This is a genomic window from Pelomonas margarita (assembly GCF_043555875.1).
In the GTDB taxonomy this organism is placed as follows: domain Bacteria; phylum Pseudomonadota; class Gammaproteobacteria; order Burkholderiales; family Burkholderiaceae_C; genus Pelomonas; species Pelomonas margarita.
Map to the genome: position 1 here is coordinate 494970 of NZ_JBIGHW010000004.1, position 8208 is coordinate 503177.

Consider the following 8208-nt stretch of genomic DNA (forward strand, 5'->3'; position numbering starts at 1 on the left):
GTCGCCTGGGTGCGGCCGGAGCCACGCGGTTAGGCTACAAAATGGGGTTGAGATCCATCACGCGACCGCCGCGCCTCACCCTTGACTTCCCAGCACATCGCCGTCGTCGACGACGAAGCCGCCATCACCGAGCTGCTGGCGCATTACCTGTCGTCCCATGGTTTCCGCGTCACGCCGCTGCCCTCGGGCCGCGCCCTGATGGAGACGCTGGCCACCGACCCACCCGAGCTCGTGCTGCTCGACCTGGGCCTGCCCGGCGAGGATGGCCTGGCCATCGCCCGCCAGCTGCGCGAGCACTGGCGCTGCGGGCTGGTCATCATCACGGGGCGCGGCGATGCGGTCGACAAAGTCGTCGGGCTGGAAGTGGGCGCCGACGACTACGTGACCAAGCCCTTCGACCTGCGCGAGCTGCTCGCCCGCATCCGCGCCGTGCTGCGCCGGCTGGCGCCGCCCCAGGCGCCCGAGTCCGTGACCGAGCGGCCGGCGGTACCGGCGCTGGCCGGCCAGGCCGCGCCCGAGGCGGCACGCGAGTGCCTGAGCTTCGACGGCTGGCGGCTGGACCTGTCGGCCCGCCGGCTGACGGACGCACAGGGCCAGGAGGTCGTGTTGACGGCCGGCGAGTTCGACCTGCTGCAGATCTTTGCCCAGCATCCGGGGCGCGTGCTGTCGCGCGACTTCCTGCTGTCGCAGACGCGAGGCCGCGAGGCCGGGCCCTTTGACCGCACCATCGACGTGCAGGTCGGCCGCCTGCGCAAGAAGCTGGAGCCGCAGGCGCCCACGGCCCAGATCATCAAGTCGGTGCGCAGCGCCGGCTATCTGTTCACGCCGGCGGTGTCGGCCACGCCCCGCGCGCTGCGGGCGTCGTCATGAGCGCGTCGACGCTCCTGCCCCCGGGCCTGGACGACAGCACGGTCTTCCGCTCGCTGTTCTCGGCCTACCCGGACGGCCTGCTGCTGGTGGACTCGGGCGGCCGCATCGCGATGGCCAACCCGATGGCGGCTAGCCTGCTGGGCTATGCGGTGGACGAGCTCGTCGGCAGCAGCGTCGACGCGCTGGTGCCGGATGGCATCCGCCAGCGCCATGCCGCCTACCGCCAGGCCTACGCTGCGGCCCCGCGCACGCGCCCCATGGGCACGCAGATGGCGCTGGTGGCGCGCCGTCGCGATGGCTCCGAGGCGATGGTGGAGATCGCCCTCAGCCCGTTGCAGGACCATGGCCTGCCCTTTGTGGTGGCAGCCATCCGCGACATCGCCGAGTACCCGCGCGTGAAGCAGGCGCTGCAGCGTGCGCGCTACAGCGAGCATGTGGCGCAGCTGGGCCGGCTGGCCGTGGACGCACGCGACCCGCAGCAGCTGATTCAGCGCGTGCCCGTCCTCGCGGCCGAGGCGCTGGAGGTGGACACGGCGCTGGTGCTGCTGCTGGAGAGCAACGGGCTGGAGCTGCGCGTGGCCGGTGGCGTGGGGCTGCTGGCCGCCGAGGCGCCGGGCGCCACGCTGGCGCCGCGCAGCGACACGCCGCTGGGCCTGGTGATGGCACAGGGGCGGCCGGTCGTCGTCGAGGATGGCCGGGCCGACCTGCGTTTCGCCGCGTCGCCCGAGATCCTGGAGGCGGGCCTGACCAGCAGCATGACCGTGCCGCTGCTGGACCGCAGCCGCGTCATCGGGGCACTGAAGGTGCGCTCGCGCCAGCCCCGGCGCTTCGGTGACGAGGAGCAGCGCTTCCTGGAGTCGCTGGCCAGCCTGCTGGGCACCAGCCTGCAGCGGGCTCAGACCGAGGAGGCGCTCAATCACGCCCAGCGCCTGGAGAGCGTAGGCCAGCTGACCGGCGGCATCGCGCACGACTTCAACAACCTGCTGACCGTCATCCAGGGCAACCTGCAGGTGCTGGAGGAGCTACCGGCGCTGGCGCAGGACGCCGTGGGCCAGCAGCTGGTGGGCGCGGCCATGCGCGCCTCGAGGCGCGGCGCCGAGCTGACCGGCAAGCTGCTGGCCTTCTCGCGCCGGCAGGTGCTGCAGCCCAGCGCCGTCGAGGTGCCGGCCCTGTTGAACCCGCTGGCTGAGTTGCTGCGGCGCACGCTTGACCAGCGCATCCGCATCGACGTGGAGGTCGAGCCTGGCTGCCCGCCGGTGCTTGCCGACCCCGGCCAACTGGAGGCTGCGCTGCTCAACATCGCCATTAACGCGCGCGACGCCATGCTGGACGGCGGCCGCCTCGGCTTCCGCGCGGCAGTGGCCGACCTGCCCGCGCTGGGCGCGCGACTGCGCGAGGAGCTGGGCGACGGGGAGTTCATCTGCATCTCGGTGGCAGACACCGGCACCGGCATGCCCGAGAGCGTCAAGGAGCGGGCCTTCGAGCCCTTCTTCACGACCAAGCAGGTCGGTCGCGGCACCGGGCTGGGCCTGAGCGCGGTGTACGGCTTCGTCAAGCAGTCCCGCGGCGCCGTGTCGCTGGACAGCGTCACCGGGCAGGGCACCACCATCAGCCTGTACCTGCCAGTGCCCGGCGGCGCGCAGGCGGCGGCGGCCGATGAGGAGGCCGAGGGCGACGGCGTGCCCGCCGGCCTACGCGTGCTACTGGTGGAGGACGACGCCGAGGTGCGCGAGGTGGCGCAGCACTTCCTGACGCACCTTGGCTGCAGCTTTCGCATCTGCGCGAGCGCCGAGCAGGCGCTGACGCTGCTGACGCCCGAGGCCGATTTCGAGCTGCTCATCAGCGACATCGCGCTGGGGGCCGGCATGCGCGGCACCGAGCTGGCCCGCGTCGCGCAGCAGCGCCTGCCCGGGCTGGCGGTGCTGCTGATGTCGGGCTTCTCGGCCGAGCTGCTGGATGCCGACCGCGAGTCGCCGGCCGACTGGGAGCTGCTGCCCAAGCCCTACAGTCGCAGCCAGCTGGCACAGGCGATCGCCAGCACGCTGGCGCGGGCCGCCTAGGCCTGGCGCGCCGCGCGGCGCAGTTCCACGGCGTCCGGCAGCGGCGCGCGGGACTGGCCGGCCTGCAGCCTGAACACGCGCAGCGCGGCGCCCACTTCCTCCGACTGCGCCAGCACCTGCTGCGCCGCGCCGGCCAGCTGCTGCACCAGGCCGGCGTTCTGCTGCGTGAAGCCGTCCATCTGCTGGATGACCTCGTGCATCTGCGAGATGCCCAGCAGCTGCTCCTGGGCGCCGCGGTCGATGTCGCCTATCAGCGTGGTGAAGGCCTCGACGGATTGCAGCGTGGTGTCGATGCTGGCGCGGGCATGGGCCGACTGCTGCTCCGCCGCCTGCACCTGTTCCGTGGAGGCGGCGATGAGCTGCTTGATCTCGCGCGCCGCGACCGAGCTGCGCTGGGCCAGCGCACGCACCTCGCCGGCCACCACCGCGAAGCCCCGGCCGTGCTCGCCGGCGCGGGCCGACTCGACGGCCGCGTTCAGCGCCAGGATGTTGGTCTGGAAGGCGATGCTCTCGATGACCTGCACGATGTCGCCGATCTTCTGCGACGAGCGCGTGATGCCGCCCATGGTCTCGGTCACGGCATGCACGACCGCCGCACTGCGCCGTGACACGTCGCTGAGCTGGCCGGCCACGCCGCTGGCGACGTGGGTCGTGTCGGTGCTCTGCTTCACGGTGGCGGTGATCTGCTCCATGCTGGCGGCGGCCTCCTCCAGGCTGGCGGCCTGGGACTCGGTGCGCTGCGCCAGGTTCTGGTTGCCCTGCGCGATCTCGCGGCTGACCTGATTCATGTGGTCCAGTTCGGCTGCGGTGTCGGACACCAGCGCCCGCATGTTGACCGCCAGTTGCGCCAGCGCCCGCTCCAGGCGGCGGCCGTGCGGTGCACCGGAGGGGCGCAGGTCCTGGCTGAGGTCGCCGGCCGCGAGGCCGTTCGCATAGTCCTCGATCTGGCCCATGCCCTGGCGCAGCCGCCACTGCGTCAGCCAGGCGGCGCCGGCCGCCGTGCCGAGCACACCGGCCGCTGCGGCCCACCACGGCAGGCTGGCGAGCAGCACGCCCGCGCCGCCGATGACGGCATAGCCGGGCAGGTGGCTCAGCCACGGCCGCGCGCGCAAGACCTGGCCTGCCCGCCCTGCCCAGCCACCGCGGCGCAGGCGGCCGCCTTCGAGCGTGTGGATCAGCCGCCCGGCCTGCTTCTCGTCCCGCATGACGGCGTACAGCGCCTCGGCGGCCTGCACGTCGGCCCGCTCCGGCCGCGAGCGCACCGACAGGTAGGCCACCGGCCGGCCGCCTTCCAGCAGCGGCGTGACGTTGGCCTTGACCCAGTAGTGGTCACCGTCCTTGCGGCGGTTCTTGACCACGCCCGACCAGGGCTGGCCGGTGGCGATGGTGGCCCACATGTCGCGGAAGGCCTCCTCCGGCATGTCCGGGTGGCGAATGAGGTTGTGCGGCTGGCCCAGCAACTCGTCGCGCGTGAAGCCACTGGCCTCCACGAAGGCCGCGTTGCAATGCAGGATGCGGCCCTTGAGGTCGGTGGTGGAGACCAGGTTGCGGCCCGCGGGCAGCAGGTACTCGCTCTGGGTCACGGGCAGGTTGCTGCGCATGTCTTCTCCTTGTCGTGCGGACGGCTGGTCAGGTCAAGGTGAGCGGGGCGGTGTGGCGGGCGCCCGGTTCTGGTCGATCAGCTGCTGGCGCAGGGCCGCAGCGGGCCCCGGGCGGCCGAAGTGGTAACCCTGCAACTCATCGCAGCCCTGCTGCTGCAGGTAGCCTCGTTGCAGCTCGGTCTCGACGCCCTCGGCGACGACCCGCAGGTGCAGGCGGTGGGCCAGCGCAATGATGGCGTCCACCAGCGCAGCGCCGTCGGGCTGCTCACCGATGCGGCGCGTGAAGGACTGGTCGATCTTGAGCGCGTCCAGCGGGAAGTGCTGCAGGTAGGCCAGGCTGGAGAAGCCGGTGCCGAAGTCGTCCAGCGACAGCTTCACGCCCAGCGCCTTGATGCGCATGAGCATCAGCGTGGCGCCCTGCGGGTCGGTGATCAGCATGCCCTCGGTGATCTCGATCTCCAGCCACTGCGGGTCGACGCCGTGGCGCTGCAGCGCGCCGGCCACCACCTGGTCCAGGTCACCGGCGGCGAACTGCCGCGCAGCCACGTTGACCGCCACGCGCACGACGGGTGTGTCGGCGTCGAGCCAGGTGCGGATCTGGCGGCAGGCCTCGTCGATGACCCAGGCGCCGATGTGCTGGATCAGGCAGCTCTGCTCGGCGATGGGGATGAAGTGCCCGGGTGGCACCAGGCCGCTGCCATTGCGGTTCCAGCGCAGCAGCGCCTCGGCGCCGATGATGCGGCCGCTGGCACCGTCCACCTTGGGTTGGTAGTGCAGCAGCAGTTCCCCGCGCTCCAGCGCCCGGCTCAACGCGGCCTCCACGTCCAGTTTGGCTAGGGCCTGGGCGTTCATGTTGCTGGTGTAGAAGCAGAAGCGGTTGCGCCCCTCCTCCTTGGCGCGGTAGAGCGCCGTGTCGGCGTCGCGCAGCAACTCCACTAGGCCCAGGCTGCCGTCCACCGGGTGCAGGCTGATGCCGATGCTGGCCGTCACATAGACCGGCTGGCCACAACTCAGCGGCACGGCGGCGGCCAGTGTGGCGAGCAGCTCATGGGCCAGCCGGGCCACGGCCTCCGGCGAGCCGCAGTCTTCCAGTACCACCATGAATTCGTCGCCGCCCAGCCGGCCCAGCAGGTCGTCGGCGTGCAGGCAGGCCAACAGCCGCCCGGCCACGCGCACCAGCAGTTCGTCGCCGGCCGGGTGGCCCAGGCTGTCGTTGACGGTCTTGAAGCCGTCCAGGTCGATGATGAGCACGGCCGTCGTCGCATCGCGGCGCCGCGCGCGCAGCAGCATCTGCTCCAGCCGCGCCTGCAGCAGCACGCGGTTGGGCAGCTCGGTCAGCGGGTCGTAGTGGGCCAGCCGCTCCAGCTGGGCCTCGGTGCTCTTGCTGTGCGAGACATCGGTGAACACGCCGACGTAGTGCGTCACGATCCCGTCTGCGTCGCGCACCGCATTCAGCGTCAGCAGTTCGGGGTAGACCTCACCGTTCTTGCGGCGGTTCCAGATCTCGCCCTGCCAGTGGTCCTTCAGCGTCAGCGCGGCCCACATCTCGCGGTAGAAGCCCGGTGCGTGCTTGCCGGACTGCAGCAGGCGCGGCGTCTGGCCGGCCACCTCGGTGGCGCTGTAGCCGGTGATGGCGCTGAAGGCCGCGTTGACGGTCTGGATGCGGCAGGCGGCGTCCGTGATCATCACGCCGTCTCGGATGTGCTCGAAGGCCGTGGCCCACTGTTGCCAATGTGAGAGGTCGTGGCGCCGGACGCCGTTGTCCGCGCCGACCGCCGCCGGTGCGAAGGGCGCGCCGGGGCGCAGACGGCCGAGGGGCTGCAGCGATTCCGTCATGCGAGCCTGCCGGGCCGTGCCGTGGAGCTGCGCCGCCTTACTGCAGCGTGTGGCCGGCGGCGGTCTGGCCGCGCTGGGCATAGGACCTCAGCAGGCCGATGTCCGGGATGCTGATGTCGCGCCGGCCCTTCTGCGCAAAGCTGATGAGCCGCTCGCGCACCAGCTTGGACAGCGCCCGGCTCACCGTCTCCAGCGTCAGGCCCAGGTAGTTGCCGATCTCGGCACGCGTCATGCACAGCGTGATCTGGTCGGTGCGCAGCCCGCGGCTGGCCAGACTGTCGGCCCAGTAGCTGATGAAGTCGGCCACTCGGGCGTCGGCCGGCAGCGTGCAGAGCGACAGCACGGACTCGCGCTCGCGCACGATCTCGGCGCTCATCGCCTCGTGCAGCAGCACCATCAGCTCGGGTTGCCGAGCGCAGGCTGCCAGCAGCGTGTCGTAGCGGATGGCCCAGACCTCGCCCGTGTCCATGGCCACCGCGTCGCAGGCGTAGTGGCCCTTGGCAATGCCGGCGAAGCCCATCCAGTCGCCGCGGAACTTCAGCCCCACCACCTGCTCGCGGCCGTCGGCCGACAGGCTCAGCAGCTTGAAGATGCCGGAGTTCAGGATGTACAGGTGGCTGAAGCGCTGGCCGGTCTGGTAAACCGTGTCGCCGGCGCGGACGATGCGCCGCTGCACGTCGACCGTGGTGCTCAGCAGGCGCAGCGCCTCGGCGATGCGCTGGCCGTTCAGCCGTGCCTCGGCGTGCTGGCTGGCCGGCGTGGCCATGGCCAGCCCGGCCAGCGCGCCGCCCTGGGCTGCCGTGGAAGAAGCGTAGAGGTCGCTGCGGTGCATCACCATCTCCTGAAGGAATGACTTCAGCTTAGGCAGGCGCTGCAAATGCCGTGGCAATGCCAGGCGTCGGACGGTGACGCTGCGTCAACGAAATGCAAACGAACGGTAAACGGGCCGTGCGTACTTGTATCTGACCATGCCCGCGTCCCGTGTCCTTGATCAGCGTCAAGGTTTTGGCTGGGCGCCTCACTAGGCTGTACGCATTACAACGACGCGACTGAAGGCCGCAACATGCTTCCCGCTCCCAGGCAGGGCCGTCCGGCGGCTGTCGACCGCCCAGCACAGCCTTTGGCCCAGTCCCTGCTGCAGCGTGCTGGCGATCTGCAGCGCCTGCCGTTGCGGTTCGAACAGGTGCTGCAGGGGCGGCGGCTGGGCCTCATGAGCGTGACGCCCGATGGCGAAGACGCGCAGCTGTTCTTGCGCGCTGCGCGTGGCCTGGGGGCCTACGTCGCGCTGATCGCGCCGCCCGAGCCGGGCGATGGCGCGCAACAGCTGGATGACATCGGCCGCCTGCTGGGTCGGCTGTACGAGGCCGTGGAATGCCAGGGCCTGGGGGCAGCGGTGGTCGACCAGCTCGCGGCCGCTGGCAACCTGCCGGTGTTCGATGGCCTGGCCGGCGCCTCGCACGGGCTGGCCAAGCTGGCGGGCGACTGGGTCGATCCCGCCCCGCTGGCGCAGCGGCGCTGCTGGTTGGTGCAGGCCATGTTGCTGGCCACGCTGCTGTAGCGCGGTAGGGCGTCAGCGCGCCGGCTGCGCCAGATGGTGGCGGCGAAGACGGCGACCGACTGTGGCGCAAGCAGCCGGTCGAGGCGGCGTCGCGGCATGGCCTCAGAGCCTGAGAAGCATTTGATCGCTGCCAGCGACTGTTCGGCGCGCAGTTGAGGGGGATTCAGGACGATTTCTCACTTCGAGCCTCTTATGCAGCCGCCTGGGTCATTGCGGACGCACCTGCGCCCACACCGATCAACTGCGGCGCGATCTTGACCATGCGCATCAGGTTGTGCGCCAG

General features: G+C 71.2%; 6 protein-coding genes. 3 read left to right on the forward strand and 3 right to left on the reverse strand.

Annotated features, from left to right (window positions below):
• Positions 1-81 precede the first annotated feature (81 nt).
• Together ACG0Z3_RS10825 and ACG0Z3_RS10830 are read left to right on the forward strand one after the other, a co-directional pair.
• Positions 82-870, forward strand: coding sequence for a response regulator (locus ACG0Z3_RS10825; RefSeq protein WP_394397494.1), 789 nt, complete (start codon positions 82-84; stop codon positions 868-870).
• Positions 867-2930, forward strand: a complete 2064-nt coding sequence (locus tag ACG0Z3_RS10830; protein WP_394397495.1) for a PAS domain S-box protein — start codon at positions 867-869, stop codon at positions 2928-2930. Before ACG0Z3_RS10825 ends, ACG0Z3_RS10830 begins: the two co-directional genes overlap by 4 nt.
• On the opposite strand, the gene ACG0Z3_RS10835 is transcribed toward ACG0Z3_RS10830, so the two are convergent.
• Genes ACG0Z3_RS10835 through ACG0Z3_RS10845 form a run of 3 tightly spaced genes read right to left on the reverse strand, consistent with a single transcriptional unit; the run spans position 2927 to position 7199 of the window.
• A complete protein-coding gene (locus ACG0Z3_RS10835; protein ID WP_394397496.1) occupies positions 2927-4531 on the reverse strand; it encodes a methyl-accepting chemotaxis protein in 1605 nt (534 codons plus the stop codon). The two genes, ACG0Z3_RS10830 and ACG0Z3_RS10835, sit on opposite strands and share 4 nt — an antisense overlap.
• 33 nt (positions 4532-4564) lie before the next feature.
• Entirely contained in the window at positions 4565-6367 is a 1803-nt protein-coding gene (locus ACG0Z3_RS10840; RefSeq protein WP_394397497.1) for a putative bifunctional diguanylate cyclase/phosphodiesterase, read from the reverse strand.
• Between the two features lie 37 nt (positions 6368-6404).
• Positions 6405-7199, reverse strand: a complete 795-nt coding sequence (locus tag ACG0Z3_RS10845; protein ID WP_394397498.1) for a Crp/Fnr family transcriptional regulator — start codon at positions 7197-7199, stop codon at positions 6405-6407.
• 231 nt (positions 7200-7430) lie between these two features.
• On the opposite strand from ACG0Z3_RS10845, the gene ACG0Z3_RS10850 reads away from it, so the two are divergent.
• Positions 7431-7925, forward strand: coding sequence for a Rossmann-fold NAD(P)-binding domain-containing protein (locus ACG0Z3_RS10850; protein ID WP_394397499.1), 495 nt, complete (start codon positions 7431-7433; stop codon positions 7923-7925).
• The last annotated feature ends 283 nt before the right edge of the window (positions 7926-8208 follow it).

Bases quoted from the DNA above. Each gene is read 5' to 3' on its own strand.
- ACG0Z3_RS10830 (WP_394397495.1), top strand. From the start codon at position 867: ATGAGCGCGTCGACGCTCCTGCCCCCGGGCCTGGACGACAGCACGGTC.
- ACG0Z3_RS10835 (WP_394397496.1), bottom strand. From the start codon at position 4,531: ATGCGCAGCAACCTGCCCGTGACCCAGAGCGAGTACCTGCTGCCCGCG.
- ACG0Z3_RS10840 (WP_394397497.1), bottom strand. From the start codon at position 6,367: ATGACGGAATCGCTGCAGCCCCTCGGCCGTCTGCGCCCCGGCGCGCCC.
- ACG0Z3_RS10845 (WP_394397498.1), bottom strand. From the start codon at position 7,199: ATGCACCGCAGCGACCTCTACGCTTCTTCCACGGCAGCCCAGGGCGGC.
- ACG0Z3_RS10850 (WP_394397499.1), top strand. From the start codon at position 7,431: ATGCTTCCCGCTCCCAGGCAGGGCCGTCCGGCGGCTGTCGACCGCCCA.